Here is a 26,615-nt window from a genome sequence, read left to right on the forward strand (position 1 = left end):
GGATGAAATTATATGACAGCACTATCCCCTAAACTAGCTGTGCAATTGGCACTCTTCGCATATGATTCAATTGGGAGAGGTACTAGATTAGTCGTACCTAAACTCATAAAGAATGAATTCCACTTTAAATCAGAAAATCTAGCAGAAGGTTCATCTGGAGGCTTTTTTTGGCGACAAACGACAGGTTTTTTATATATCGGGAAAGGCCATAGTCAGTCTCATAAAGGTGATCATGTTATTACAATACGCGGAACTGAAACATTAGCGGACGTATTAACAGATGTTACTTGCCCTACAACTACTGGGTATACTGATACTAGTGTACACAAAGGTTTTCAAACCACTATGGCTTCTTTTGTAGATAGCATAGACACATATATAACGCAGCCAGAAGTACTTAATGGTGGAGGAGTTATTCATTGTGTTGGACATAGTTTAGGTGGTGCTTTGGCTGGTTTAGTTGCAGATTACATCAAGCACACATATGGAAAAACTGTTTATTTATATACGTTTGGTGCACCTAGAGTAGGGAAGAAGGGCTTTTCTGTACATTCTGGTAGTCGCATCGATAAAGTTTTTCGTTGTGTGCATGGTGCTGACCCCGTACCTAAAGTTCCCGTGTGGCCTTTTTGTCATATGGAAACTAAAGAGCCTGAATATGTTCCGTATCGCGCTCAAGGTATTGACGCCGGTGCGCACTCACTACTTGATTCTCCAGGTTACACAAAAACAGTAACCGCTTCTGATTGGGAACATGTGTATAGCCAAGTACCAAGCTCTTTATATCGAAGAGTTGTTTTAAACTACAATAATCGTTTACAAACTACATATTCAACTCATTGGGCTGATAAAATAGCTGCTGCTTTAATGACATTAATGATTGACGGTGGTTTTGCTGGCATTATTGCGTCTTTTCAATACACAGGCTCAGCTATAATGACGGTATACGATATAATGGCTGAAACAGTTGTGAAAATTTCGAGTATGGTCGGTCTTGAAGAACAAGTAAGGGGTTTGCTAGGCTGTATGATAGCTTTTGCTGGGAAAACGGTGGCTGTGCCATTAAAATTAACAAAAGCGTTTATTAAGTGGGTATTTAATATATGTATTGATAGATTATTATCATCTGCACGTAATGCAATTAAAAGAATATCTACTTAAAGTTAATATTTTTGAAGCATCGCGCAGCGTTTGCTGCGCTTTTCTGTTTTAGTTACCCCACTAATTCACTAACTACCAAAGGGCTGTTATGTAGCGTTTTATGCACTGGGCATTTGTCTGCTATTTCAAGCAAGCGCATGCGTTGTTCATCAGTTAAATCACCTTGTAAGGTTATTTTGCGAGTAATGGCTTCTAGATTGCCGGTTTTTTCACAACCATCACAATCTTGGTTGTAATTGCGGGTATGGTTGAGCTCTACTTTTATGTGCTCTAGCGGCAACTTTTTGCGACTTGCATACATGCGAAGTGTCATTGCAGTACAAGCTCCAAGCCCAGCGAGTAAATGATCATAAGGGTCTGGGCCTAAGTTTTTACCGCCGACATCGGTGGGCTCATCAGCAAGCCATGTATGGTTTTTAGTACTCACGTGCTGAGTGAATTTATGATCTTTTTCTTCAACTAATACACTGCCGTTAGTTAATTTTGCACTATAGGGTGTTTTATCGTATTCAACATAGCGATTAGCCCACGTAGCAATAACATCGGCTGCGTAGTTAGCGTCTTCTTTATTACTGAGTAAGTGATCGGCATTATCTAAACTTATAAAGCTTTTTGGATGCTTGGCAGCGGCGTAAATTTTTTCGGCTTCACTAATATTCACGGTAGCATCAATAGGAGAGTGCATAACTAACAAAGCACGCTTAAGCTTACCTATATGGCTGTTATCGTATTTGGCGATGTCATCTATAAATTGTTTTTTAATCGTAAATTCCCGCCCAGCTAAACACACTTTTGCTTCACCCGATTGGTTTATTTCATCTAGATGAGCAGCAAAGTTATGAGTAACATGCTGGGCATCCGATGGCGCGCCTATAGTCGTAATAGCTGACACTTCGGGTATGTGCTCTGCTGCTGCAAGCACCGCAGCACCACCTAAACTGTGGCCTATTAATAATTGAGGCGCTTTAAAGTGTGTTCTTAAGTGATTGGCTGCAGCCACTAAGTCTTGAATGTTTGATGAAAAGTTACTGTTGGCAAAGTCACCATCGCTATTACCAAGCCCAGTAAAATCAAAGCGTAATACAGCAATGCCTTGCTGAGTGAGCGCGCGACTTATTCGTGTTGCAGCCGCTACATCTTTAGAGCAGGTAAAACAGTGAGCAAATAAGGCATAAAATTTCACTTCACCAGAGGGCTGTTCAAGTTGTCCAGCGAGTTCTAATTCACCGCTTTTAAAAGAAACTTTTTGTCGCATGTAGAGAGCCTTAACAAGTTGATATAGTGTGTGATGCTGATAAGGAATAGATTGGTACGATGGGGTGAAAATTCAATACAAGCGTTATTTTGATCTTGATCAAGGCAGAGAAGGCTTGCTTATTGAGTGCGGACATATGTCCTTATAATTTCAAGGGGGTTTGTCTATCCTCGCACAGCATAAAAATGCAGCCTTTATTACTTGAATTAAGTAGTTAAGCTATATTTGAATGTAATACCAATTTGCATAAACGTGTGGTTAATTTAATGTATTAAGTCGTTGTGTATCGGCGTTTAAAAAACCTTATCTAGAACAACTAGATATAATTTTTTTGCGTGGTTAACATATAATATTTAGTTAATTAAATGGATCTTTACTCAAGCGAATTGGTAAATGGCTTCTAACAACCTACTTACTGGAATGTACCATGCAATTACCTACAGTTGATTATAAAGCGGACGATGCGGCTGCGCAATTTGTTGAATCGTTGAGAAATACTGGTTTTGGCGTATTAAAAAACCATCCTATTCCGCAATCTTTAGTTGAGTCTATTTATAAAAATTGGCAAGACTTTTTTAACTCAGAGCAAAAGCATGAGTTTTTATTTTCAAAAGAAACGCAAGATGGTTATTTTCCACCGTCGGTATCAGAAGTTGCTAAAGGTCATACGGTAAAAGACATTAAAGAGTATTTTCATGTTTACCCTAAAGGCCGTGTTCCTGCTCAATTAGAAGCTGATGTACGTGAGTACTACCGTTTAGCTAATGAATTTGCGGCAACATTACTTAGTTGGGTTCAGGCTGAAGCGCCTGAAGAAGTGCGCGCTAAGTTTTCTATCGATCTAAAAGATATGATTGCCCAGTCTGAGCAAACGTTGTTACGTATTTTACATTACCCGCCAATGACAGGTGATGAAGAGCCAGGTGCTATTCGCGCTGCTGCGCATGGTGATATTAACTTATTAACCGTATTACCAGCGTCAAATGAGCCAGGCTTACAAGTGCAAAAAACCGATGGCGGTTGGTTAGACGTGCCATGTGATTTTGGTAGCTTAATTATTAATATTGGTGACATGTTACAAGAAGCATCAGGTGGCTACTTCCCATCAACGATTCACCGTGTAATTAATCCATCGGGTAAAGCAACAACTAAATCACGTATTTCATTACCGTTATTTTTACACCCTCGTCCAGATGTAGTGTTATCTGAACGCTACACAGCAGATAGCTACTTACAAGAGCGTTTACGTGAGTTAGGTGTAAAATAATCTTTTAGCATGTGTAATGCTCAGGTAAATAAAAAGCGGCTATTTTGAAGTGACCCCATAAAGTTGGACTCATTTCTAAGCGGCTGCCAAGGCCTGATTTCGATACTGTATCGGGCTCAGGCCTTTTAGTTTCAGTTTAATACGCTCATTGTTGTAATAGTGGATATATTCTTTAATGTTTTCAATAAGATCATTCACGTCTTTAAACGTTTCGTTGTGGTACATCTCGCTCTTCAATATGCCGAAGAAGTTCTCAGCAACCGCATTATCTAAACAATTTCCTTTTCTAGACATACTTTGTTGCAATCCTTTTTCCTTAAGGTGATTTTGATATTGTTTGTTTTGATATTGCCACCCTTGATCTGAGTGTACAACTGGCTTTTCATTTGGCTTCAACCTAGCAGTTGCTGTTTTAAGCATGTCAGTTACCAAAGGGAGTGCAACGGATTTTCTGACTTCGTAACTGATTACCTCTTGGTTGAATAGGTCAATCATAGGCGATAGATATACCTTCTCATTATCTACTTTAAACTCCGTCACATCCGTCACCCATTTTTGATTTGGCTTCTGCGCAGTAAACTCGCGGTTAAGCGTATTTTCTGCGATTTTACCCACTTCACCTTTATAGGATTTATAGCGCTTAGGCCTTACTTTTGACTTGAGTCCTAACTCATTCATCAACCGTTGAACGCGCTTATGATTAACAAGTACTCCCATTGCTCTCAGGGCACTCGTAATTCTGCGATAGCCATATCGCCCTTTATGCGCGTGATAAATATCACGTATTTTTACCAGTAAATCATTGCTTGCACAGGGTTGCTTACAAGTAGTGCGATGATAATAGTAAACACTCTTTGGCAGCCCTGTCGCCTTTAAAAGGTGTTGTAAGCTATGCTTTGCCTTGAACTCTTCGACGACTATCGTTTTGTCTTTGCTTTTTTCTTTCTGGCTTGAGCCAAGGCTTCTAACTTTTTTAGCACATCATTCTCAGCTCGTAAGTATGCTAGTTCTTCTCGTAACTCCTCCTCAGTCATTTGCTCTACTAGTTTTGATGAAGAAGAATTATTTGTCATGAATGGCTTACCTTTTCTCTGTGGTTTAAGACGTGATATACCATCACGAGCATAAAGCTTTTGCCATTGAAAAAGAATGCCTGGGGACGATAAATCGAAGAAAGCACTGGTATAACCGAGTGACCAACTGTTTGCTGTCATCGTTTTTAACACTTCAGCCTTAAATGCTAGAGAATAAGGTTTGTGAACAGACCTGAAGCTTTCAGCGCCATGAATTCGATAAATAGCGGTCCAATATCGGACCTGCCTATCTGTAACATTAAATCTGTTACTTACCGCCGAAGAGCTTTCAGACAAAGCGAGTTCAGCTATTTTGAGCTTGAAAGCTCGGTGATGTTTGGACATAAAAAGACCCCCAGTAATTGGAATGTCCAACTATTGGGGGTCACTTCAGTTTAGCCGCTTTTTTAGTATTTGTGTTTATTGATTTGGCACAAAGTAAATAATGGCATGCATTCTGAGCCACTAAAGGTATAATGCGCGCAACTGGCCACTTTGGCCTAATTTGAAATAGAGAGTTTATATGAGTTTTGATGGTTTAGGTTTATCACAGTCTTTAGTTAATGCGGTTTTAGAAAAGGGCTATGAAACGCCAACGCCTATTCAGGCTCAAGCTATTCCAGCAATTATTGCACGTCGCGATGTAATGGCCGCAGCGCAAACCGGTACCGGTAAAACCGCTGGTTTTACTTTGCCGCTTATTGAGCGTTTATCTTCGGGCACTAAAGCAAAAAGTAATCATGTTCGTGCGCTTATTTTAACGCCAACCCGAGAGCTTGCGTTGCAAGTAAGCGAAAACGTTGAAGAATATGCTAAGCATTCAAACGTGAGTTCGTTTGTGGTTTACGGTGGTGTTAAAATTAACCCACAAATGCAGCGCCTGCGCAAAGGGGTTGATATTTTAGTGGCGACACCAGGGCGTTTAATTGATTTACACAATCAAAACGCGGTTAAATTTGATAGCGTTGAAGTACTGGTTTTAGATGAAGCCGACCGTATGTTAGACATGGGCTTTATCCATGACATTAAGCGCCTGATTGCAAAAATGCCTGAAAGGCGTCAAAACTTAATGTTCTCAGCCACGTTTTCGGATGATATTCGCGCGCTGGCAAAAGGGTTAATTAACGACCCCGTTGAAATTTCTGTTGCAGCTAAAAACACCACCGCAAAAAGTGTCACGCAAAGCGTATACGCAGTAGACAAAGCACGTAAAACGGCCCTATTAAGCCATTTAATTCGTAGCAACGATTGGCAACAAGTACTGGTATTTAGTCGTACTAAACACGGTGCTAATCGTTTAGTTAAGCAACTTGAACGCGATGATATTGTTGGCGCGGCAATCCATGGCAATAAATCTCAGGGCGCGCGTGTTAAAGCACTAGAGGGCTTTAAAAGTGGTGAAGTGCGCGTATTAGTGGCAACCGATATTGTTGCACGTGGTTTAGACATTGTTGAATTACCGCATGTTGTAAACTACGACTTACCTAATGTATATGAAGATTATGTTCACCGTATTGGCCGAACTGGTCGTGCGGGAGCATCAGGGCATGCTATTTCGTTTGTAACGGTTGACGATGCAGTAGATTTATACGGCATTGAGCGCTTTATTGGCGAGCTAATTCCACGTGCTGAAGAAGAAGGTTTTGAACCGGCTAACCCTGTTGCTGAGCGCGCACTCGATGCACGCCCGTTACCGGCTAAAAAGCCAAAGAAAAAACAACCATTTAATAAGCCTAAATCAGATAGCAGCAAATCTAATAGCAAAAAGCCTAACAATGGTGGCAATGGTACGGGCCCACGTCGTGGTGGCTCTAAAAAGCCAGCAGCTAAAACCGATGATAATGCACAAAACCCATGGGCAAAGCGTCAATCGGTAGGTGGGAATGGCCAGCGCCGTCGTCGTCCAGCAAATAACGACTAATTAGGTTTAGTTCGCTTTAATAAAAAACGCGCTTACATTTACTGGTAGCGCGTTTTTTAATGCCTATTTTAAAGCTTTACTAACCGATTAAATAATTAACTGCTAATCCTACAAATAAAGTAACACTAACGCTCAGTAATGTTCCTAGCATCACATATTCAGTGAGTTGTTTATCTTTGTTGGCACTTAAGTCGCCAAATCTAAACACGGACTTGGCGGCAATTAAAAACCCAAGCCCTGCAAACTGATCTAATAAAATAAATGTCAGCATAAGTACTCTTTCAAGCATACCAATACTTTGTCCTGCTAAGGGGAGGCTACCATCACTAGAAAAGTGATTAGTCAAACGCTCTAACATCATTCTTATAAATACCGCACTGGGGCTTAAAATAATAAGGTAAGCAGTTATAACCCATAGCACTTTTGCGTTGCACAATAACGCCATTACATTGTCAGCAAATTGCTGATCGTCAGTTAGCCAAATAGTTATCGCAATAATGACAGTAATATGTGCAATTTGGTCTAATAAAAAAGGCACTACGCCTTTATTTGAATATGATTTAGCAATATCAATAAAGTAGTGACTGATCATAATAATGCCGGTCGCCAGTAATACGCTGCTTAGTTGTTGCCAGCCAAAACTATATTCCCAAAGTGCCACAACGACTAAGCTGATAACTCCGTGAACCAATACATGGTAGTAAAGTTTTTTTGCTTTAAAATGACGGCTGTTTCTGTCGTTTACCCAGCTCATGGGTTGCCAATAAAAATCAGCGAGTAAGTGGCCAATAATCAGTGCGACGAGCAATAGTGAAAATTCCATTAGTCATGTCCTTGCTGTATGCTTTTAAGCTGTTGTTGTGCATGTAAAATAAATCGTTCAATCAGCTGATAGTTAGCAAGATTAAGCAGCTTAGTAACGTTTTCGCGGCTGGTGTTAAGCTCATTAGCTAAAGCTGCATGGTTGTTATTAGTATGGGTTAAATATACATACAAAGCATTTGCTTGTTTTTGGGTTATTTTACACAGTAATACATCGACAAACGCTAAGTTTAGCTTGAAGCTCTCATCAACCGATTGATCTGCAATAGCAAATGTAAAACGCTGGTTTGTCATTTTATCTAGCTCATGTCCAGAGAGAGTAAACGCAGAGCCTGTGGTAGTTTTTATACTCTTACCCGGGTTATCTATTTGCCCCAACGCCATACTTTGGCGCAATTCATAGCCGGCAGATTTTAGCTGTAGATAAATGAGTATAGCGGTGGTAACTAACTGTTCACTTTTATCGAGTTGCAGTTGAAATGCATCCCCACGGTAAATATCCCAAGATGTTGTTTTATTGCAATTTGCACGTAAACTTTGCTCTAGCTGATAAAGCATGGCATCGTATTGTTGTTTAGGTATTTTTTGCGATTTAATAATATCGCCGCTGATCACACCAATCATAAAAATCCAGATAGATTATTTATATGTAACTAATTTTGGTTACATTATTAAATGTAACCATATTTGGTTACATTGGGTTTGGTAACTAATTTAGGCTACTTAACACGCAATTGCAAGTATTACTCATTGGGACATAATAATGACCTCACAACAAACCAGTAAACCTCGTATAGGTATTTTTGTCGATGTACAAAATATTTATTACACCTGTCGCGAAAGCTACGGTAAAAACTTTGATTACAATGCCTTTTGGCAAATGATGGAGCAACAATACGATATAGAATGTGCGTTCGCTTATGCAATATACCGAGGTGATGAAAAGCAAAATCAGTTTCAAAATATTTTGCGCGCTATTGGCTTTGAAGTAAAACTAAAACCCTTTATTCAACGCCGTGACGGCAGTGCCAAAGGCGATTGGGATGTGGGTATAACTATAGATATGCTAGAGCAGGGAAAGCAGCTTGATAAAGTTATTTTACTCTCGGGTGACGGTGACTTTGCATTATTACTTGGGCATTTAAAAAATCAATATAGTGTTCCGTGTGATGTATACGGTGCTGATAAATTAACCGCAGAGGTACTTAAGCAAAGTGCCGAGCAATTTCATTTAATTGACAAACAGCTACTACTTTAAAAAGTATAAGTATTGTATTTTTGATTTATTTTTGAGCAGAATGTTTGCGTTGATCATGAGAGTATTTAATACAAGGGGTGCATAGATTAATTAAGCCTAATTTAGGCTTTTTTTATGGCGATAATAAATTGGGTTTAGTGGATGAGTATGGTAATTTTAAGATTCAATTAGTATCAAGGAATTACATGCTTAACTACAGTAATATGCCATTAGACAGAGGCTCAAATGCGCGCAAAGACCCTACTTGGGTAGACGCAAAAAAAACAGCAGACAGTTTATGGCTTTTAGTTAAAGGCAATCACACCTTATTTGCTAACAGTAGCCCTGAGGTGGTGTATTTAGCTTACCAACAAGTGGCGCATTTAGATTTAACGCAGGCTATTCTTTTAGGATCAAATAAACAGGATAATGCCGTATTTGCGCTAGACGTAACTGAACTCGAAGAGTCGTTATTAGCAACGATTGTTGGTGATGCCAAGTTTGCAGATATTCGTCAATATGGTACTCAAGTAGCACTTGAAGATGGCTCAAATGCAGCGCTTGCTCGTGGGTTGTGTTACTGGCATGCCACTCATAGTTTTTGTGGCCGCTGTGGTACTAAAAATCACTTAGTTGAAGGAGGGCATTCACGTTTATGCGATAACGCAGCCTGTTTGCACCAAACTTTTCCGCGTACCGATCCTGCCGTTATTATGGTAGTAACTAAAACATTTTCTGATGGGATTGAACGCTGTTTATTGGGTCGTCAAGCAACTTGGCCAAAAGGATTGTATTCCTCGCTTGCAGGCTTTGTTGACCCTGGTGAAACCCTCGAACAAACCGTGATCCGAGAAGTAAAAGAGGAAGCGGGTATTACCGTGGAAAAAGCAGAGTATATTGCTTCTCAACCTTGGCCGTTTCCTTCATCAATTATGCTTGGTTTTATTGCCAGAGCAAGCAGTGATGAAATAAGCACAGAGCAAGATGAACTGGAAGATGCACAATGGTTTTCTCGCGAAGAACTTGCGCAATTTAAAGATTGGCAACACGAGGGGGAGCACTTAAAGCTTCCAAGAGCAGATTCTATTTCACGTTATTTAATTGAATATTGGCGTACTCAGATAGAAGGATGAATCATGTCGAGCAAGAATAAAAATACCCAATTAGTGTCATCAGGGCGCAAAAAAGCGTACACCCATGGCGTAGTTAATCCAGTGATACAGCGCGCTTCAACGATTGTGTTTGATTCTGTGAGTGAGCTTAAAAAAGCGGCTAAAACACGTGGTGACAAAACCTTGTTTTATGGTCGCAGAGGGACGACCACTCACTTTGCTCTGCAAGAAGCCATAACTGAATTAGAAGGCGGTGAGGGCTGTGCGTTATACCCATGTGGCGCGGCAGCGATAAGCCAAACGCTGTTATCGTTTTTAAAGTCCGGTGATCACCTTTTAATGGTGGATACTGTTTATGAGCCTACGCGTGATTTTTGCGACAAGATATTAGCTGGGTTGGGTATTAGTACGACCTATTATCCGCCAATGATTGGCGCAGACATAAAAGAGTACATTCAAGACAATACCAAAATGTTGTTTTTAGAGTCTCCGGGTTCAATTACCATGGAAGTTCAAGACGTTCCCGCCATGGTAAAAGTGGCAAACGATCACAATTTAATGACTGTACTTGATAACACCTATGGTAATGGTTTGCACTATCGTCCGCTTGAACATGGTGTTGATATTAGTATTCAAGCCGCCACCAAATATATTGTTGGCCACTCTGATGTGATGATGGGGGTTGCTGTAGCTAATAAAAAGTATTGGCCAACACTTCGTGAACACTCTTATTTACTCGGGCAATGCACCAGTGCAGATGATGCGTATTTAGCACTACGAGGCTTGCGTACCATGGCAGTGCGATTAAATCAGCATGAAAAAGCCGCGCTAGAAGTAGCAAAATGGCTTGAGCAACATGCGTTGGTTGATCATATTCGCCATCCTGTGTTTACAACATGCCCAGGCCATGAATTTTTCAAGCGCGATTTTGACGGCAGTAATGGCTTATTTTCGTTTGTAATGAAAGCGGGTAATCAACACGCCATAGATGCTTTTTTAGATAGCTTACAACATTTCAAAATGGGCTTTTCGTGGGGGGCTTTGAGAGCTTAGTAACGGCAAGCTTATCAATGAAAGGGCTGCGCTCGCAAACAGGGTGGGAGCATGGACCTGTTATTCGTTTGCATATTGGTTTGGAAGATGTTGAAGATTTAATTGCCGACTTACAGCAAGCATTAGTTATTTATGAGCAGCATTTATAATTACTAATTGGTTAAATTACATTATTTGTTACAAAGCCTACCCCTAAGTAGGCTTTTTTTGCTAGCAATTCAACGTGTTTACACTTAGTGTTGTTAAATAACGCTTATTTTAAAGCACGAACAACGTCATTAAGGATAGTCAATGGCAACACCATCACCAGTTAACGTAGGGCGCTTAACCCAAATCGCGGGTTTTGAGCTGGTACGTATGTTTTTAACTAAACGAGGACTTATTGCATTGGCGGCTTTTGCGCTAGTGTGGCTTGTTATTTTACGTTACCCCATAGGCCAAGCTGTAGGCATAATCAGCTCGCCAGATTTTGAGCAAATAGCCCGTGATATTTCCGGCTCTATTGGATTAAGTAAGTTACTTGATTGGCCTGAAGCCGAATTTGCTATGTATTGGCTTATTGCTTTGTATAGTTTTCCTGTTTTTAGCTTATTTATTTGTAGTGATCAAACCGTCGGTGACAGAGAGCGCGGTACGCTAAGGTTTTTATCATTACGCTCAACGCGCTTTGAAATACTCTTTGGTCGATTTTTAGGACAGTTAGCGGTACTAACCTGTTTAGTTGGCATCACGCTTATAGCGACATTGGCGGTGCTCGGGTTTCGCGAGCCGAGCTTACTTGCTGGTGGCCTTGGTCGTGCTGTTTCAATATTTTTAATACTCATAGTTACTTTTTCGCCGTTTGTAGCGTTAATGAGCTTAATTAATACTTTTGCGAGCTCATCTCGTCTGGCAATTGTGTTAGCTATTTTATATTTTACAGCCGGTGGCATTATTGTTGGATTACTGGAGTGGCAACTACCCGCATTAAGTGTGCTTGATTATTTATTCCCTGGTGTGCAAATAGAGTTATTAGCAGGACAAAACTTACCGTTATTGAGCACATTAGCTATTCCACTTGTGCAAACAGCAGTACTACTTGCAGTTGCTCAACGTATTTTTGCTAGGAGCTCATTATGAAATCATTAATAACAGGGCGTAATTTAAGTAAATCATATGGCTCAAAACTGGCTCTAAATAATGTGAATTTCGAGATTCAAAAAGGCGCGCCAGTTGCATTAGTTGGCCCTAATGGCGCAGGGAAAACCACTTTATTTAGTTTGTTGTGTGGCTATATCGCACCTAGCATGGGTGAGCTTGAAATACTTGGCCATAAACCTGGTAGTGCTGCTTTATTTAATAAAGTGAGTGCGTTACCACAAGATGCACAGCTAGATCCGCGTTTTAATATAGATAAACAACTTAGCTTTTATGCCAAGCTACAAGGTATGAGCACCAAGCAAAGCCAAATAGAAGCACTTCGAGTATTAGATTTAGTGGGTCTTAGCGAGGTTGCAAAAAACCGCGCAGGGGACTTATCTCACGGTATGCGCAAGCGCGTAACCATAGCACAAGCATTAATTGGTTCACCGCAAATTGTGATGTTAGATGAGGCCACAGCAGGGCTTGATCCGATTCATGCCAGAGAAGTCAGGGAGCTGGTGTCTGAGCTATCGTCTCAAGCGACGTTTATTTTAAGCTCTCATGATTTAACTGAACTTGAACGATTATGCTCTCAGGTACTACATTTGGACAAAGGTATATTAAGCGAGCACCAAACTAAAGCGGCGAATACCGATAAGTATTTTTACACTTTAATGCTCAGTGAAGCATATCAAAATGTGGAGCAACAACTGCAAGCACTTGATGGTGTAAGCCGTGTTTATATGAGCCAACATAAAGAGTATGTGATTGAGTATCAACCAACGAGCGAGTCACTTGACATAGCGCTATTGCAATCTTGTCGCCAACACAACTGGCAATATAGACAGTTAGTAAATGGTCATACTCTAGAAAATCAAATATTTAAACAGGAGAAACTATAATGGGATTATTTAGTGGTTTAATGGGGAACGCCAGTGAAGTGGATGATGCCGACTTAGAGAAGGTATTGGCCAATACACTTATCGAGGGTGAGCGAGTTGAAAAGGCGTATAAAGTAGTTCGTGATATGTTTATCTTTACAAATAAGCGGCTAATTTTATTAGATAAACAAGGCGTGACTGGTTCTAAAATGGAAATGATCAGTATTGCTTACTCTAAGATAACTAAGTTCAGCAAAGAAAGTGCGGGGCACTTTGATTTAGATGCAGAGCTGAAAATTTGGGTTGGATCTGATCCAACGCCTATCAGCAAGGACTTTAAAGCTGGCGATAATATAAATGATGTTTATCGAATAATCAGTCAGTATTCATTATAGAAACAAACAAAAAGCGGTATAAAATTAAAGTAATTGTTTACAGCTTGTTGCGATTACTTTAACATAAATTTCTCCAACACTTTCTTACAAATTCCCTAACAAATACAATTGCTTGATTCAGTTTTCGTTCAGTTTCGCGGCGTTAGCATACCCCCACTTTAGCAATGTAGTTAAAGCACAAAAACAATGTACATAGGGATGTTTCATTATGAAAAAGTTAGCAATTATTATTTCAGGTCTTTTATTATCAAGTGCTGCACACGCTGCAGATAGCTATCAATCAATCAGTAACTTAAGCTACGCAGAGATTGATAACAACGATACGATCAGCGTAGACTCAACTTACTACTTCTCTCCTAAAAGCACACTAGGTCCATACGACCAATTCGAATACATCAACAAGCAAAGCAATGTATTTGGTAGTTACGCTGATGACGATTTTGGCGATGTGACTGCTATTGGTGGTGAATACTTCGTTGAAGATTTTGTTGTTGGTGCGTCTTACCAAAATGCTGATTACAACTCTAACAACGAGTTATATACACTTTCTGCTGGTTATTTCTTTAACCCAGATTTACTTGCAAAAGTAAGATTTGTTGATCAAAAAGACGGCGATAACATTACATTCTTTTCTTTAGCATACAACCACATGCTAAACGATACAGATTACGTAGGTATCACTGTTGAATCAGACGATGATTTTGATTCTCGTTCAGTAGCTGCTAAATACTTTGTTGATTTACAACAAGGTAACTACTTAACAGTAGAAGGTACTTTTGTAAGTCTTGACGAAGCAGATGACCAATGGAACGTAGAAACAAACTACTACTTCTCTAAAGCGACTTCTGTATTTGCATCTTACGATAAAGAAGACAACTACAGCTTTGGTGCTCAACACTTCATCAATAAAAACATTGGTTTAAAAGTGGGTTACGGCAACAACGCAGATGACTCAGATTACGATGCTTACTTTGCTAACATGCGTTTTCAGTTTTAATTGAGCGTTTAATCGCATAAATTAAAACCAATTAAGTAGTAAAAAGCCCACATTTTGTGGGCTTTTTGCTGTGTGTAAAAAATATGTAACTCTACTTGTAGCTATATTTTAATTGTAATGGAATCGGCTCAGCATTTCGTGGCCCCCTCTGACACCCCATTGTATTTAAATTAAGATCGGTCATAATTAAATCAATGTTTTTATAACTGTAAAGGAATGTGCTTATGTCAGTATTTATTATATTACTGGTTGTGGTGATCGTGGTATTTGCGATTAAAGATATCCGCCTTAACTTAATTACCCGACCTACTTTTAAAATGTTTAAAAAAGTATTACCGCCATTATCGCAAACAGAGCGAGAAGCCATGGAAGCGGGCGATGTTTGGTGGGATGGCGAGCTATTTAGTGGTGATCCTGATTGGCAAAAATTACACAACTATCCGCGTCCGGAGTTAAGTGAAAAAGAAACTGCATTTATTGAAAATCAGGTTGAAGCGTTATTAGCTATGCTTGATGACTATAAAATAGTACAAAAAGATAAAGACTTACCTAAAGAGGTTTGGGACTTTTTAAAAACCGAAGGTTTTTTTGCAATGATAATCCCAGAAAAATTTGGCGGTCTTGAATTTTCTGCTATTGCTAATTCCACCATAGTGTCAAAAATTGCGACTAAAAGCTTAACCGCTGCAGTGACGGTCATGGTGCCAAACAGCTTAGGACCAGGTGAGTTATTACTACACTACGGAACAACTGAGCAACAAAATCGCTGGTTACCTAGTCTTGCAAAAGGCGACGATGTGCCTTGTTTTGCACTAACGGGACCAGAGGCCGGTTCAGATGCCGGCAGTATTCCAGATTCAGGCGTAATATGCAAAGGCGAACATGACGGTGAAGAAGTTTTAGGGCTGCGTTTAAATTGGTCAAAACGTTACATTACCCTTGCGCCTGTGGCGACAGTACTTGGCCTTGCATTTAAAATGTATGATCCAGACGGCTTGTTAGGTGATGAAAAAGAGCTGGGTATTACGTGTGCACTAATACCAACCGATCATCCGGGTGTTAAAACCGGCGAGCGGCATTATCCTCTCAATATGGCATTTATGAATGGTACAACTTACGGTAAAGACGTATTTATTCCACTTGATTGGGTTATAGGTGGTCAGCAAGGTGCTGGGCGCGGTTGGCGCATGTTGGTTGAGTGTTTAAGTGCAGGGCGTGGTATTTCGTTACCGGCATTAAGTACTGCAACAGGGCATTTAGCGGCTAAAATGACTTCGGCTTACTCTGTTGTTCGCCAACAGTTTGGTGTGTCAATTGGTCAATTTGAAGGGGTTCAAGAAGGGTTAGCACGTATTGGTGGCCTAACTTATGCGCTGGAATCGTGCAGGTTAATGACAGCTGGCGCTATTGATTTAAAACTAAGCCCATCGGTAGTGACTGCTATTGCAAAATACCATATGACCGAAATGGGTCGAACGGTTATGAATGATGCAATGGACATTCATGCAGGTAAAGGGATTCAGGTTGGGCCTAATAACTATTTAGCACATGGCTATATGGGTATTCCAGTTTCGATTACGGTTGAGGGCGCTAATATTCTTACCCGTAATTTAATGATATTTGGCCAAGGTGCTACTCGTTGCCATCCGTTTGTATTAAAAGAAATGGAAGCGGCAGCAATGGAAGATGATGACGCCGCACTTGAGCAATTTGATGGCCTACTAATGAACCATATTGTATTTGCCATCAGCAATGCAAGTATGGCTTTAATGCATGGCTTAACTCGCAGCCATTTTGCCAAAGCACCTGTATGCGGAGAAACCGCAGCTTACTATAAACAATTAGGGAGAATGAGCCGAGGATTGGCGCTTACAACTGATGTTGCAATGCTTATGCTAGGTGGTGAACTTAAGCGTAAAGAAATGATATCGGCACGTTTAGGCGATGTATTAAGTCACTTGTATATTGCTTCTACCGTGTTAAAACGTTTTGAAGATGAAGGGCGTCAGCAAGCTGATTTGCCTTTCGTTAAGTATGCAATAGAGACATCATTGTATGAGATAGGCCAAGCATTTGATGGTTTCTTTAAAAACTTCTCTAACCCGGTGGTTAACTTTGCTCTTAAACGCATTGTGTTTCCGTTAGGCAATCATTATCACAAACCAAGTGATGCAACTTCACAACGTATTTGTGAGCATATGACGCAACCAGGCGTGTTTAGAAATAGACTTACACATTTGTGTTACGTCGATGAGAATGCAGGCACAGGGGTGATGGAAAATGCTTTTTTAGCGATGCACGATATGCAAAATCAATTTAAACAGTTAAAACAGTGGCAACGAAAAGGTAAGGTACCTGCATCTTTTGATATTGGACAAGCTATTGATTACGCTCTTGAGCATGAGTTAGTTACTAAGTTAGATGCTGAAGCTATGCATCATGCTAACAAATTACGAATGCAGGCTATTGCGGTAGATAACTTTAAACCTGAAGACATCTAACATTCTACTCAAGCACTAAAAAGCCTTAAATTTATAATTTAAGGCTTTTTAGTGTATTTATATATTTATGAGATTAAACGCTGATCAGCGTCCGTAGGGATCGGCGATGATTTTATCTACGTACCACTTACCTTTTATTTTTAGCATTTCGATGCTGCGAAAATCATCAATTTTTTTACCGTTAAAATAACCAGTAAATACAATATTTATTTTAGCCTGATTGCCGTATTGTTCTCGAAGGCTTGAATTTGACATATCAATTTCAATCACTACTTCATCGTACTGTAAATTAATAAGACTACGGGCAAATTGTTTTGCTGTGCCGTATGACTTCATTATACGAGCTAGTTTAGGTGTTGCAAAATTGCTGGCTTTTTGCAAATTATGCTGATTATAAAGTGCATCAAAATACACCGTGGCGGTATCGCCTGGACGATCGTTGTCGATGTACTGTTCTTTAGGTTTAGTATTTTCATTACAGCCGACGATCAAAATACTAAAAATGAGCACAAAAGAAGTTAAAATTGTTTTCATATTTGGTCATGTTGATTACTCATACATAAAGTGTGTGATGGAATGGAGAAGATGTAAAGAGGATAGCACCGAATAGTTGCCAACTTATTAAAAAAGCAATAAAAAAGGATGTTAAAAAACATCCTTTTTTAATAAGGTCGTTCGATTACTGAACAAGCTCTTGCTCAGAAAACTCTTCATCAAACATTGGGCTTGATAAGTAGCGTTCTGTTGCGCTTGGTAAAATAACCACAATATTTTTATCTGCGTTTTCAGGACGTTCAGCAATTCGTTTTGCTGCAACCACAGCTGCACCCGAAGAAATACCGACTAAGATCCCTTCTTTTTTCATTAGCTCATGACACATTGCGATACATTCTTCATTAGACACTTGCTCTACGCCATCAATAATTGATAAGTCTAGATTCCCAGGAATAAAGCCTGCGCCAATGCCTTGTATCTTATGTGGCCCTGGTTTTACTTCTTCACCAGCAAGTGTTTGGCTAATAACTGGCGAATGGCTTGGCTCTACAGCTATTGATTTTACATTTAAGCCTTGTTCTTTTTTAAGATAACGACTTACGCCTGTAATCGTACCGCCAGTACCAACACCTGCAACAAAGAAATCGATTTCGCCATCGAGTGCATTAAAGATTTCCGGACCCGTTGTTTCAAAGTGAATTTTTGGGTTTGCCGGGTTTTCGAACTGTTGAAGCAAAATAAACTTATCTGGGTCTGCTGACTGAATTTCTTTGGCTTTAGCAATAGCGCCATTCATACCCTTAGCGCCATCTGTGAGTACTAGATTAGCACCCAGTGCCTTTAATAGTTTACGACGTTCTAAGCTCATGGTGTTTGGCATTGTAAGCGTTAGTTTGTAGCCTCGAGAAGCAGCAACAAATGCCAATGCAATACCGGTATTACCTGATGTTGGTTCTATAAGCTCTTTATCTTTGGTAAGTTGACCTGATTTTTCAGCTTCCCAAATCATTGATGCACCAATACGGCATTTGATACTAAAGCTAGGATTGCGTGATTCAACTTTAGCGTATACATTCCCACCTGTAACACGGTTAAGTTTTACCAACGGTGTGTTACCGATGCTTAGTGAGTTATCTTCAAAAATAGTAGACATAATGTTCCTTTAGGTACAATCTGATCAACACGTTAACAGCTGCTCTGTTAACTTTATAAGCCTACTTTACTGTGAGATAAAAAAAGTTAAAGTAAGCTTTGGCTATAACATATATTAATTACGCTTATAACGGATTGAACTAAAAACTCAATCTGTTAATTTTTTAGTTATTAAAACGGCGAGCTTGAAGCCATTTGTTCGTTTTTAACTTTGCACTTTATCCTTTGTTTATGTAGCCGTTATTTAAACAAATCAATACTACTCACTGACATTTTGTTGGTTAATTGTGCAAATGAACTGTGGTTGAACAGTTTATTGACACAAACTATTCAAAACATGGTAAAAACACACTATCTAAATTCAATAAAGTAATCACCATGAAGTTAATCTTAAAATTAATTGCCGGTATTGTGGCCGGTATTTTAGTCGGGCTCTACATTCCCCTAACTGGCGTTGAGCTTTTATACACAATAAAAGAGCTTATTGGCCAGCTTATTAGTTTTACAATCCCACTGATTATTTTATTTTTTATTGCCTCAGGGATTGCTGGGCTTCCGAAAGGGTCAGGGCACCTACTGGGGAAAACGGTGGGTTTTGCATATGGCTCAACAATTATAGCTGGTACTTTAGCGTTTTTATTAGTGACAGCGGTTATTCCGTTTTTAAGCGGCGGGATTTCATTTGAAGCTGAAGCCGTGACCGAAGTAGGTAGCTTCATTGACTTAGAAATTCCACCGTTAATGGGTGTAATGACTGCTTTAGTCACAGCCTTTGTATTTGGTATTGGTATGAGCCAGCTTGGCTTAGACACATTAAAAACTGTGTCGGATCAGGGGCGCGATATTATTGATGGTTTACTTTCAAAAGTAATTATTCCGGCATTACCGTTCTATATTGCGGGTGTATTTGCGGAAATGACTGTAGCAGGCACCGTTGTTGATACATTACAAGCATTTGGTGTTGTACTCATTGCTGCATTAGTGATGCATTGGTTATGGTTGAGTGTTTTATACATTACCTCAGGCCTATTACTTAAGCGTAATCCTATTGAGCTAATTAAAAATATGTTACCTGCGTATTTTACTGCATTAGGAACAATGTCGAGTGCGGCAACCATTCCAGTATCTTTGCAATCAAGTAAAGCCAATAACGTTAAAGAAGATGTAGCTAACTTTACCGTGCCATTATGCGCCACTATTCATCTATCAGGTTCAACAATTACAATAGTTACCTGTGCTATGGCTGTGATGTTTTTATCGCCTAGCATGGAAGTACCTTCATTAATGGCTATGTTGCCATTCATTATGATGTTAGGTGTAGTGATGATTGCAGCGCCAGGTGCACCAGGTGGTGCAGTAATGTCGGCGTTAGGTTTATTAACTAGCATGCTTGGTTTCAACGAAGGTGCGGTGGCACTAATGATTGCACTCTATCTAGCGCAAGATAGCTTCGGCACTGCGTGTAATGTAACTGGCGATGGTATTATTGCTTTATGGGTAGACCGTTTTAGTGAAAAGGCGTCAGCATAAATCATTGGGGCGTATTTACCTGCTATAGCTAAATACGCTTTTAATCATATCGGTCATGAAGACCGATGGCGAAAGCATAATATTAGTTATGGTTTCGTCGTATCTATGCTAATGTTGGATATTAATTTTGTTAACTTGCATCTTATTAGGCTAGTGAGGGTGTTCCATTGATTAACGTACTTTTAGTTGATGACCATGAACTTGTGCGCACAGGGATCAGACGTATTCTTGATGATATACGTGGTTTTAAAGTAATAGGTGAAGCTAAAACAGGCGAAGAGGCTGTGCAGTTTTGTCGTCAGCATGCGCCAAATATAGTGTTAATGGATATGAACATGCCTGGTATGGGTGGTCTTGAGGCAACTAAAAAGATTTGCCGTTACTGCCCTGATGTAAAAATTATTGTGCTTACTGTTAATTGCGAAGACCCATTTCCAAGTAAGGTCATGCAAATTGGTGCTCATGGCTTTTTAACCAAAGGTGCTGGATCTGATGAAATGGTTCGCGCTATACGTTGTGTACATGCAGGACAACGCTATATTGCTCCAGAAATAGCGCAACAGATTGCACTTGCGCAGGTAACCGGGCGTACCGATGAAAACCCTTTTCAAAGCCTATCCGAGCGTGAACTACAAATTATGTTGATGATCACCAAAGGTGAAAAAGCACAGGATATTGCTGATCGCTTAAATTTAAGTTCTAAAACAGTAAACAGTTATCGCTATCGCATGTTTGAAAAGCTTAACGTAGGAGGCGATGTAGAGCTTACTCATTTAGCCATACGTTACAAAATGATTGATATAGATATCTCCTACTAGTCGGTATATATGTCTGAATTTGATCATGTCCAGTTTTTAAAAACATTATCGAGTGAGCCTGGCGTTTATCGCATGCTCGATAATGACAACCAAGTTATCTATGTCGGTAAAGCTAAAAGTTTAAAAAAGCGGGTAAGTAGTTACTTTCGTAGTAATATAACCGATAGTAAAACCCGTGTTTTAGTAAGTAATATTTATAATATTGAAGTCACGCTTACTAATACAGAGACAGAAGCTTTACTGCTCGAAAACAACCTCATTAAAAAATATCAGCCACGTTATAATATTCTGTTACGTGATGATAAGTCGTACCCTTATATACTACTTACTAATCATAAGCATCCTCGTTTAGCCTTTCACCGTGGCAGCAGAAAAGTAAAAGGTGAATATTTTGGTCCGTTTCCAAGCGCGGGGGCAGTTTCAGAAAGTTTGCGCTTAATGCAAAAAATATTTCCGGTACGTCAATGCGAAGATGCCTACTACCGTGCGCGTAGTCGACCTTGCTTACAGTATCAATTAAAACGCTGCTCTGCGCCGTGTGTTAATAAACTCTCTGAAGATGAATACGCGCAGCAAGTTGATTATGTCCGCAAGTTTTTAACTGGTAAATCTCATGAAGTAATAGCCGATCTCATTGCTAAAATGGAAAAAGCCAGTGAGCAGCTTAATTTTGAACTTGCAGCTAAAGTTCGCGACCAAATTATGTTGCTGCGTAAAATGCAGGAGCAGCAATCTATCTCTGGCAATTTTGCGGAAATGGATGTGGTCGGCTTTGCCCATTTAAACGGTTTAAATGGGATTCATCTATTAATGATTCGCGATCATAAAGTGCTGGGTAGTAAAACTTATTTTCCAAAGGTGCCTAAAGACTCACAAGAGCAAGAAATTTTAACCTCTTTCTTAGGTCAATATTATTTAGCTCCAGGTGCGACAGGGCGCATTGCTAAAGAAATCATTTTACCATTTGAGATAGAAGAAAGTGATGCACTAGGTGAAGCCTTGACTCAAATAAGTGAACGTAAAGTATCGCTTAAAGTGGTAACCCGTGGTGAGCGAGCACAGTACTTACAGTTAGCGAATAAAAATGCATTAAATAGCATTACGGTTAAGCAAAGCACTCAAGACTCGATAAACAAGCGTTATGCGCAATTAAAGGCTACTTTGCGTCTTGATGATATTAATCGCATGGAATGTTTTGATATCAGTCACACCATGGGTGAAAACACAGTGGCCAGTTGTGTTGTATTTGATTCTCAAGGCCCTAACAATAAAGAGTATCGTCGTTATAACGTGACCGGTATTACCGGTGGTGATGATTACGCCGCTATGGAATTTGCACTAAACAAACGTTACAACAAGTTGGTTGATGAGGAGAAAATTCCCGATGTTATTTTTATCGATGGTGGTAAAGGTCAATTAGGTAGAGCAGAGCAATATTTCGAAAACTGGCCGCATACAAAAATGCCGCTATTAGTCGGTGTTGCAAAAGGCACTAGCCGTAAGCCGGGTCTTGAAACCTTGCTTATAGATGGCGGGCGTAAAACAATTCCTATGGATTCTGATGCACCAGCGCTTCATTTGATCCAGCATATACGCGATGAATCCCATCGTTTTGCAATTGCAGGGCACCGTAATAAGCGCCAAAAACAAAGGACTCAGTCGTTATTAGAAGAAATAGATGGCGTTGGTTCAAAGCGTCGACAAACATTATTAAAATATTTAGGGGGCATGCAAGGTGTAAAAGCTGCTAATATAGAACAGCTAAAGAAAGTTCCTGGGATCAGTCCTGACATGGCTGAGAAGATATTTAACCATTTGCATGACAAGGGCTAGCCCTATGTGCGAATATAGAAAAAAAGACATATCCAAGTAGTTATGTGGAATATTCCAAACACACTCACAACGTTTAGACTCTTTCTTATCCCCATTTTTTTGGTGATATTTTATATGCCTTATTCATGGGCATTTTTTGTTGCTGCCTTTATTTTTTGGCTGGCTTCGATCACAGATATACTTGATGGCTATTTAGCCCGTAAACTTGAGCAATCAACGCCTTTTGGTGCATTTTTAGACCCGGTTGCTGATAAAGTAATGGTGTGTGCTGCCTTGGTTGCTTTATCTGAGCATTACCAATCTTTGTATATGACCATACCCGCGCTTATTATTATTAGCCGTGAAATTGTTATATCGGCGCTACGCGAATGGATGGCTGAACAGGGGAAACGCGGTAACGTAGCTGTATCTGATATGGGTAAGTTAAAAACCGCAGCTCAAATGTTAGCCATTATCGGTTTAATTTGGCAGTACGATAGCTGGATGATGTATTTAAGTTATGGCTTACTTTATATAGCCACATTTTTAACGCTTAGTTCTATGGTGCAATATTTAGTTGCAGCATGGGGAGAATTGACCAAAAATTGATTGTAAACGTCTAATAACGCACCATTTTAGATAAAAAATAATCAAACAGTTCAAAAGTAGCATTTTTTGTGTTGACGCGTTTAATAATCTCTGTAGAATGCGTCCGTGTTGAGAGGGCATAGCCCCCTAGATAAACATTAAGCGGCACTAGCTCAGTTGGTAGAGCGCGACCTTGCCAAGGTCGAGGTCACGAGTTCGAGCCTCGTGTGCCGCTCCAGTTTATCTTAAAGCTAACCTAGTATTGAGGCGGAATGGCAGAGTGGCCATGCACCGGATTGCAAATCCGTTTACCCCGGTTCGACTCCGGGTTCCGCCTCCAATCAACACTCCACACGCTTTAATAGCAAACTCGATGCCCGAGTGGTGGAATTGGTAGACACAAGGGATTTAAAATCCCTCGACTAACAAGTCGTGCCGGTTCAAGTCCGGCCTCGGGCACCACTTTGTGGTTTGGTTACATACACCAATATGTAACTTATAAAAAATTATTTAGAATTAATATGATGCGGCACTAGCTCAGTTGGTAGAGCGCGACCTTGCCAAGGTCGAGGTCACGAGTTCGAGCCTCGTGTGCCGCTCCATATTATTTTTATCCACTTGCTTTAAATAGCAAACTCGATGCCCGAGTGGTGGAATTGGTAGACACAAGGGATTTAAAATCCCTCGACTAACAAGTCGTGCCGGTTCAAGTCCGGCCTCGGGCACCACTTTGTGGTTTGGTTGCATACACCAATATGTAACTTATAAAAAATATTTAGAATTAATATGATGCGGCACTAGCTCAGTTGGTAGAGCGCGACCTTGCCAAGGTCGAGGTCACGAGTTCGAGCCTCGTGTGCCGCTCCAAATTATTTGATATGTTTAGGCGGAATGGCAGAGTGGCCATGCACCGGATTGCAAATCCGTTTACCCCGGTTCGACTCCGGGTTCCGCCTCCAAATAATTACTCCACACGCTTTAATTAGCAAACTCGATGCCCGAGTGGTGGAATTGGTAGACACAAGGGATTTAAAATCCCTCGACTAACAAGTCGTGCCGGTTCAAGTCCGGCCTCGGGCACCACTTTAATATTCCCTTTCATTTCTAATTTAGCTACTTATGATTAAATTCTTAATCGAAAAAGCACTTTATCCAACTAGTATTCCTTAGACTAAATTATTTCGTTTATTTGAAACCTTTATGTCTCAGATTTTTTAAAAAGCCTATCCCATCAATATATTGCCTTTGATCATTTTTTATAGCTCAAACTTAACGCTAGCTACGGAAAAACTCTCATTTAAAACAAAACACTAAATTTAAGCTTTGCTATATATAAGATTTTTATAATTCAAAATAGACAACCTAATACTAAGCGGTTTATATAAAAGTAGTGGTATAAGGCTCTTAAATGGAGTTGGTGGCTGTGTTTCGTTATATACATAAACCAGAGTTGGTATACAGTTACTTGTATTAACACCATTACAAAGCCATAAAGTGTATTAAGAGCGTTGATCTTAATCGCTTATAAGGAGGTATGAGAAGCTTGATGATGCTACTGTGTTTAATAGAGTCTCACTAGCTGCGTTAAAAAATTCTCATTTAGAACAACGAAATAGCAAATTTTTTGCCTAGCTATCAACACGTTTTCCCAGCCTCAAAATAGACCACTTAATTAAGCGAATTGGTACTAGATAATAAAAAACCCGAAATGGCCATGGCCGTTCCGGGTTTTTAACTTAAATCTCTTTAAAGTTATTTGTGCCAAATACCTTTCGGAATAGTTTTATTAAGCTTGTTGTTTTTACTTGGATCAAACGTCGGTAACTTTCCAGCACGTCGTTGAGCGTTGTAATCTTTGGCAAGCCACACCACAACTCCTGAGAGCATAAATAGCGCGATTACGTTTACAATCGCCATTAGGCCCATAGACACATCAGCTAGAGTCCACACTAATGGTAATTCGCCAAGCGCACCAAACATCACCATACCTAACACTAATAATCTGAAGATCAGCATGCCAGATGCATGGTTATGCTCTAAAAACAATAAGTTCGTTTCTGCATAAGAATAGTTAGCTACAATTGATGTAAAAGCAAAAAACAAAATAGCGACTGCAACAAATATTGCACCCCAGCTACCAACATGCTCCTCAAGCGCTGCTTGTGTAAGTGCTATACCTGTTACATCAGAACCTGGAACTAATTGCTCTGATAATAAAATAAGCGCGGCAGTGGCAGTACAAATTATAATGGTATCTACAAAGACACCTAGCATTTGTACATAACCTTGTGATGCAGGGTGAGGTGGGTTAGGAGTTGCAGTTGCTGCAGCGTTAGCAGCACTACCCATACCCGCTTCGTTTGAGAATAACCCGCGCTTGATCCCTTGGATCATTGCTTGCATTACACCATAACCAATTGCACCGGCACCAGCTTGTTCAAGACCAAAGGCACTTCTAATTACATGCATAAACACATCAGGCAACTCAGTGTAATTTACAGCACATATATACAGTGCAACAATTAAGTAGGCAGCGGCCATAAATGGCACTGCTAATTCAGCAAATCGTGATATTGTTTTTAGGCCACCAAATATGATGATGCCTGAACCAATTACAAGTGCAATACCTATTATATAGTTAGGAATACCAAAGGCGACTTCAAAAGCTGCAGCGATAGAGTTTGACTGTACCGCATTAAAAACTAATCCAAAGGCTAAAATTAAACATAGTGAGAATACGATGCCCATCCAGCGCTTGCCAAGTCCGTATTCCATATAATAAGCAGGGCCTCCACGGAAGTTGCCTTCTTCATCGCGTATTTTGTAAGCTTGAGCCAATGTGCTTTCTGCAAAACTAGTGGCCATACCTATCAAAGCAATTAACCACATCCAAAAAATAGCACCAGCACCACCTAAATAAAGTGCGACTGCAACACCTGCCATATTACCGGTGCCAACACGGGCGGCTAAAGAAGTACAGAAAGCTTGAAAAGAGGAAATACCGCCATCTGACCCTTGGCGACTTTGAAACATGACTTTAATCATGTGTGGGAATTGTACAAATTGGATGAAACCAAGACGTATGGTAAAAAATAGCCCAGCGGCTATTAATAAGTACACTAAAATATGACCCCATAAGAGACCACTTATACTATTTATTATATCTGTCATGTGTGTTGCCTAGTGAACGAGTTGTAAATATGCGCCGCAACTTATCACAAGCAAGGTAAATAGTTTAGTAAACAGCGCAAAAAAATGAGTTATCCACAGGGTTTTGTGGGTATCTTGTGTGTCTGGGTGGGGTATCTTTGGGGTAAAAATTAAATGCAAAAAAGCGTTTAAAAACGCTTGCGTTAAAATCGATTAGCCCTATAATGCGACCCCACTGAGACGGGGAACGCCAACGCATAGCGAGGCACAAAC

At 40.0% G+C, this 26,615-nt stretch carries 22 protein-coding genes, 8 tRNA genes and 1 pseudogene; 23 read left to right on the forward strand and 8 right to left on the reverse strand.

The features are described from left to right. Nucleotides 1–12: 12 nt before the first annotated feature. Nucleotides 13–1,161, forward strand: coding sequence for a lipase family protein (locus AC0L7Q_RS05085; RefSeq protein WP_409425080.1), 1,149 nt, complete (start codon nucleotides 13–15; stop codon nucleotides 1,159–1,161). A 52-nt stretch (nucleotides 1,162–1,213) separates the two neighbouring features. On the opposite strand, the gene AC0L7Q_RS05090 is transcribed toward AC0L7Q_RS05085, so the two are convergent. After that, a complete protein-coding gene (locus AC0L7Q_RS05090; RefSeq protein ID WP_413401590.1) occupies nucleotides 1,214–2,416 on the reverse strand; it encodes a bifunctional alpha/beta hydrolase/OsmC family protein in 1,203 nt (400 codons plus the stop codon). Between the two features lie 427 nt (nucleotides 2,417–2,843). Here AC0L7Q_RS05090 and AC0L7Q_RS05095 point away from each other — a divergent pair, with 427 nt between their 5' ends. Next, the gene (locus AC0L7Q_RS05095) at nucleotides 2,844–3,683 is read left to right on the forward strand and encodes an isopenicillin N synthase family dioxygenase (protein WP_013464577.1); all 840 of its coding nucleotides are present in this window, start codon (nucleotides 2,844–2,846) and stop codon (nucleotides 3,681–3,683) included. A gap of 75 nt (nucleotides 3,684–3,758) precedes the next feature. On the opposite strand, the gene AC0L7Q_RS05100 is transcribed toward AC0L7Q_RS05095, so the two are convergent. After that, the gene (locus AC0L7Q_RS05100) at nucleotides 3,759–4,604 is read right to left on the reverse strand and encodes an IS3 family transposase (protein ID WP_413402830.1); all 846 of its coding nucleotides are present in this window, start codon (nucleotides 4,602–4,604) and stop codon (nucleotides 3,759–3,761) included. Further along, nucleotides 4,601–5,101, reverse strand: coding sequence for a transposase (locus AC0L7Q_RS05105; protein ID WP_409423191.1), 501 nt, complete (start codon nucleotides 5,099–5,101; stop codon nucleotides 4,601–4,603). The genes AC0L7Q_RS05100 and AC0L7Q_RS05105 overlap by 4 nt, the downstream gene beginning before the upstream one ends. Nucleotides 5,102–5,279: 178 nt before the next feature. Between AC0L7Q_RS05105 and AC0L7Q_RS05110 the strand changes: the two genes are divergently transcribed. Continuing rightward, the gene (locus AC0L7Q_RS05110; RefSeq protein ID WP_413401592.1) at nucleotides 5,280–6,677 is read left to right on the forward strand and encodes a DEAD/DEAH box helicase; all 1,398 of its coding nucleotides are present in this window, start codon (nucleotides 5,280–5,282) and stop codon (nucleotides 6,675–6,677) included. A 79-nt stretch (nucleotides 6,678–6,756) separates the two neighbouring features. Here the strand turns inward: AC0L7Q_RS05110 and AC0L7Q_RS05115 are convergent, their stop codons facing one another. Both AC0L7Q_RS05115 and AC0L7Q_RS05120 read right to left on the reverse strand, forming a co-directional pair. Further along, complete coding sequence (locus AC0L7Q_RS05115) at nucleotides 6,757–7,500, reverse strand: DUF3307 domain-containing protein (protein WP_413401594.1); 744 nt, start codon at nucleotides 7,498–7,500, stop codon at nucleotides 6,757–6,759. Then, a complete protein-coding gene (locus AC0L7Q_RS05120; RefSeq protein ID WP_413401596.1) occupies nucleotides 7,500–8,123 on the reverse strand; it encodes a hypothetical protein in 624 nt (207 codons plus the stop codon). Before AC0L7Q_RS05120 ends, AC0L7Q_RS05115 begins: the two co-directional genes overlap by 1 nt. A 139-nt stretch (nucleotides 8,124–8,262) precedes the next feature. Here AC0L7Q_RS05120 and AC0L7Q_RS05125 point away from each other — a divergent pair, with 139 nt between their 5' ends. The 8 genes and pseudogenes from AC0L7Q_RS05125 (at nucleotide 8,263) to AC0L7Q_RS05160 (ending at nucleotide 16,797) form a co-directional block, all read left to right on the forward strand. Beyond that, nucleotides 8,263–8,757: a LabA-like NYN domain-containing protein gene (locus AC0L7Q_RS05125; RefSeq protein ID WP_413401598.1), complete on the forward strand. Its 495-nt coding sequence runs from the start codon at nucleotides 8,263–8,265 to the stop codon at nucleotides 8,755–8,757. A gap of 185 nt (nucleotides 8,758–8,942) precedes the next feature. After that, nucleotides 8,943–9,869, forward strand: coding sequence for an NAD(+) diphosphatase (nudC, locus tag AC0L7Q_RS05130; protein ID WP_413401600.1), 927 nt, complete (start codon nucleotides 8,943–8,945; stop codon nucleotides 9,867–9,869). Between the two features lie 3 nt (nucleotides 9,870–9,872). Next, nucleotides 9,873–11,050, forward strand: a pseudogene (locus AC0L7Q_RS05135) (cystathionine beta-lyase). Nucleotides 11,051–11,192: 142 nt separating this feature from the next. After that, nucleotides 11,193–12,020: an ABC transporter permease subunit gene (locus tag AC0L7Q_RS05140; protein ID WP_413401603.1), complete on the forward strand. Its 828-nt coding sequence runs from the start codon at nucleotides 11,193–11,195 to the stop codon at nucleotides 12,018–12,020. Next, nucleotides 12,017–12,925: an ABC transporter ATP-binding protein gene (locus AC0L7Q_RS05145; RefSeq protein ID WP_413401605.1), complete on the forward strand. Its 909-nt coding sequence runs from the start codon at nucleotides 12,017–12,019 to the stop codon at nucleotides 12,923–12,925. Before AC0L7Q_RS05140 ends, AC0L7Q_RS05145 begins: the two co-directional genes overlap by 4 nt. Further along, complete coding sequence (locus AC0L7Q_RS05150; protein WP_036983105.1) at nucleotides 12,925–13,299, forward strand: PH domain-containing protein; 375 nt, start codon at nucleotides 12,925–12,927, stop codon at nucleotides 13,297–13,299. The genes AC0L7Q_RS05145 and AC0L7Q_RS05150 overlap by 1 nt, the downstream gene beginning before the upstream one ends. A gap of 208 nt (nucleotides 13,300–13,507) precedes the next feature. After that, nucleotides 13,508–14,296 (forward strand): putative porin, encoded by a 789-nt coding sequence (locus AC0L7Q_RS05155; RefSeq protein WP_413401607.1) that lies wholly within the window; start codon nucleotides 13,508–13,510, stop codon nucleotides 14,294–14,296. A 224-nt stretch (nucleotides 14,297–14,520) separates the two neighbouring features. After that, a complete protein-coding gene (locus tag AC0L7Q_RS05160; RefSeq protein ID WP_413401609.1) occupies nucleotides 14,521–16,797 on the forward strand; it encodes an acyl-CoA dehydrogenase in 2,277 nt (758 codons plus the stop codon). 84 nt (nucleotides 16,798–16,881) lie between these two features. On the opposite strand, the gene AC0L7Q_RS05165 is transcribed toward AC0L7Q_RS05160, so the two are convergent. Next, nucleotides 16,882–17,331: a hypothetical protein gene (locus AC0L7Q_RS05165; RefSeq protein WP_138609303.1), complete on the reverse strand. Its 450-nt coding sequence runs from the start codon at nucleotides 17,329–17,331 to the stop codon at nucleotides 16,882–16,884. 145 nt (nucleotides 17,332–17,476) lie between these two features. After that, nucleotides 17,477–18,445, reverse strand: a complete 969-nt coding sequence (gene cysK, locus AC0L7Q_RS05170) for a cysteine synthase A (protein ID WP_138609305.1) — start codon at nucleotides 18,443–18,445, stop codon at nucleotides 17,477–17,479. Nucleotides 18,446–18,822: 377 nt separating this feature from the next. On the opposite strand from cysK, the gene AC0L7Q_RS05175 reads away from it, so the two are divergent. From AC0L7Q_RS05175 to AC0L7Q_RS05230, 12 genes are all read left to right on the forward strand, one after another. After that, nucleotides 18,823–19,974: a dicarboxylate/amino acid:cation symporter gene (locus AC0L7Q_RS05175; protein WP_178955647.1), complete on the forward strand. Its 1,152-nt coding sequence runs from the start codon at nucleotides 18,823–18,825 to the stop codon at nucleotides 19,972–19,974. A gap of 167 nt (nucleotides 19,975–20,141) precedes the next feature. Then, on the forward strand, nucleotides 20,142–20,792 hold the full coding sequence (gene uvrY / locus AC0L7Q_RS05180) for a UvrY/SirA/GacA family response regulator transcription factor (protein WP_010391483.1): 651 nt from the start codon (nucleotides 20,142–20,144) through the stop codon (nucleotides 20,790–20,792). 9 nt (nucleotides 20,793–20,801) lie between these two features. Further along, nucleotides 20,802–22,625, forward strand: coding sequence for an excinuclease ABC subunit UvrC (gene uvrC, locus AC0L7Q_RS05185; RefSeq protein ID WP_413401612.1), 1,824 nt, complete (start codon nucleotides 20,802–20,804; stop codon nucleotides 22,623–22,625). Between the two features lie 42 nt (nucleotides 22,626–22,667). After that, nucleotides 22,668–23,213, forward strand: coding sequence for a CDP-diacylglycerol--glycerol-3-phosphate 3-phosphatidyltransferase (gene pgsA / locus AC0L7Q_RS05190; protein ID WP_036933597.1), 546 nt, complete (start codon nucleotides 22,668–22,670; stop codon nucleotides 23,211–23,213). Nucleotides 23,214–23,354: 141 nt separating this feature from the next. Continuing rightward, nucleotides 23,355–23,430 (forward strand) — tRNA-Gly (locus AC0L7Q_RS05195). A gap of 28 nt (nucleotides 23,431–23,458) precedes the next feature. Next, nucleotides 23,459–23,532 (forward strand) — tRNA-Cys (locus tag AC0L7Q_RS05200). A 35-nt stretch (nucleotides 23,533–23,567) separates the two neighbouring features. Then, nucleotides 23,568–23,654 (forward strand) — tRNA-Leu (locus AC0L7Q_RS05205). A 64-nt stretch (nucleotides 23,655–23,718) separates the two neighbouring features. Further along, a tRNA-Gly gene (locus tag AC0L7Q_RS05210) sits at nucleotides 23,719–23,794 on the forward strand. 39 nt (nucleotides 23,795–23,833) lie between these two features. Then, nucleotides 23,834–23,920 (forward strand) — tRNA-Leu (locus AC0L7Q_RS05215). A gap of 63 nt (nucleotides 23,921–23,983) precedes the next feature. Further along, nucleotides 23,984–24,059, forward strand: a tRNA-Gly gene (locus AC0L7Q_RS05220). An 18-nt stretch (nucleotides 24,060–24,077) separates the two neighbouring features. Next, a tRNA-Cys gene (locus AC0L7Q_RS05225) sits at nucleotides 24,078–24,151 on the forward strand. Nucleotides 24,152–24,188: 37 nt separating this feature from the next. Next, nucleotides 24,189–24,275: transfer RNA gene (locus AC0L7Q_RS05230), tRNA-Leu, on the forward strand. 669 nt (nucleotides 24,276–24,944) lie between these two features. On the opposite strand, the gene AC0L7Q_RS05235 is transcribed toward AC0L7Q_RS05230, so the two are convergent. Continuing rightward, a complete protein-coding gene (locus AC0L7Q_RS05235) occupies nucleotides 24,945–26,363 on the reverse strand; it encodes an alanine/glycine:cation symporter family protein (RefSeq protein WP_413401614.1) in 1,419 nt (472 codons plus the stop codon). Between the last annotated feature and the right edge of the window lie 252 nt (nucleotides 26,364–26,615).

The organism is Pseudoalteromonas sp. KJ63-1 (genome assembly GCF_055808145.1).

Bases quoted from the DNA above. Each gene is read 5' to 3' on its own strand.
- AC0L7Q_RS05125 (WP_413401598.1), top strand. From the start codon at position 8,263: ATGACCTCACAACAAACCAGTAAACCTCGTATAGGTATTTTTGTCGAT.
- nudC (WP_413401600.1), top strand. From the start codon at position 8,943: ATGCTTAACTACAGTAATATGCCATTAGACAGAGGCTCAAATGCGCGC.
- AC0L7Q_RS05120 (WP_413401596.1), bottom strand. From the start codon at position 8,123: ATGATTGGTGTGATCAGCGGCGATATTATTAAATCGCAAAAAATACCT.
- AC0L7Q_RS05235 (WP_413401614.1), bottom strand. From the start codon at position 26,363: ATGACAGATATAATAAATAGTATAAGTGGTCTCTTATGGGGTCATATT.
- AC0L7Q_RS05095 (WP_013464577.1), top strand. From the start codon at position 2,844: ATGCAATTACCTACAGTTGATTATAAAGCGGACGATGCGGCTGCGCAA.
- AC0L7Q_RS05155 (WP_413401607.1), top strand. From the start codon at position 13,508: ATGAAAAAGTTAGCAATTATTATTTCAGGTCTTTTATTATCAAGTGCT.
- AC0L7Q_RS05115 (WP_413401594.1), bottom strand. From the start codon at position 7,500: ATGGAATTTTCACTATTGCTCGTCGCACTGATTATTGGCCACTTACTC.
- AC0L7Q_RS05090 (WP_413401590.1), bottom strand. From the start codon at position 2,416: ATGCGACAAAAAGTTTCTTTTAAAAGCGGTGAATTAGAACTCGCTGGA.
- AC0L7Q_RS05160 (WP_413401609.1), top strand. From the start codon at position 14,521: ATGTCAGTATTTATTATATTACTGGTTGTGGTGATCGTGGTATTTGCG.
- cysK (WP_138609305.1), bottom strand. From the start codon at position 18,445: ATGTCTACTATTTTTGAAGATAACTCACTAAGCATCGGTAACACACCG.
- AC0L7Q_RS05165 (WP_138609303.1), bottom strand. From the start codon at position 17,331: ATGAAAACAATTTTAACTTCTTTTGTGCTCATTTTTAGTATTTTGATC.
- uvrC (WP_413401612.1), top strand. From the start codon at position 20,802: ATGTCTGAATTTGATCATGTCCAGTTTTTAAAAACATTATCGAGTGAG.
- pgsA (WP_036933597.1), top strand. From the start codon at position 22,668: ATGTGGAATATTCCAAACACACTCACAACGTTTAGACTCTTTCTTATC.
- AC0L7Q_RS05175 (WP_178955647.1), top strand. From the start codon at position 18,823: ATGAAGTTAATCTTAAAATTAATTGCCGGTATTGTGGCCGGTATTTTA.
- AC0L7Q_RS05140 (WP_413401603.1), top strand. From the start codon at position 11,193: ATGGCAACACCATCACCAGTTAACGTAGGGCGCTTAACCCAAATCGCG.
- AC0L7Q_RS05105 (WP_409423191.1), bottom strand. From the start codon at position 5,101: ATGTCCAAACATCACCGAGCTTTCAAGCTCAAAATAGCTGAACTCGCT.
- AC0L7Q_RS05145 (WP_413401605.1), top strand. From the start codon at position 12,017: ATGAAATCATTAATAACAGGGCGTAATTTAAGTAAATCATATGGCTCA.
- AC0L7Q_RS05110 (WP_413401592.1), top strand. From the start codon at position 5,280: ATGAGTTTTGATGGTTTAGGTTTATCACAGTCTTTAGTTAATGCGGTT.
- AC0L7Q_RS05150 (WP_036983105.1), top strand. From the start codon at position 12,925: ATGGGATTATTTAGTGGTTTAATGGGGAACGCCAGTGAAGTGGATGAT.
- AC0L7Q_RS05085 (WP_409425080.1), top strand. From the start codon at position 13: ATGACAGCACTATCCCCTAAACTAGCTGTGCAATTGGCACTCTTCGCA.